Source organism: Microbacterium sp. UBA3486 (assembly GCF_002377845.1).
Classification (GTDB): domain Bacteria; phylum Actinomycetota; class Actinomycetes; order Actinomycetales; family Microbacteriaceae; genus Microbacterium; species Microbacterium maritypicum_A.
Genome location: NZ_DFQP01000084.1, coordinates 1 through 391, shown reverse-complemented (window position 1 = coordinate 391; position 391 = coordinate 1). Strand labels below are relative to the sequence as shown.

General features: G+C 71.1%; 1 pseudogene. It reads right to left on the bottom strand.

The window, feature by feature from the left end:
* Positions 1-391, bottom strand: a pseudogene (locus B2869_RS12725) (class I SAM-dependent RNA methyltransferase); the annotation flags it as partial.

The window sequence follows — 391 nt, the reverse complement described above, 5'->3', positions numbered from 1 at the left end:
GCGAGATCGGCGAGCGTCGCGGCGAACAGGCCGACCCCTCCATACAGGTCGTAGTGCGTCTTCTGGTCGTCGACATGTCCGTCGAGGATTCCGTAGACCGCGGCGTCGAGCACGGAGGCCGCGCGCGGGTGCACCTGCCAGAAGCCCGTGGCATCGACCTCGAATCGACGGTCGTTGACCATCTCGTGGATCACCTCGGGAGTGGGACGCTTGCGGAACCCACGCTGCACGCGGGGGGCGCGCTCGGTCTCCTCACGTCGGATGACGCGCACCGTGCCGTCGGCGGGCTCGACGAGTTCGATGCGGCCGGGGGCCTCGCCCTGCAGCGCGAGCGCCGCTTCGGCGATCGCGGGCCTGGCCAGCGGATGCGAGGTCACGGGGGCGACGCGGT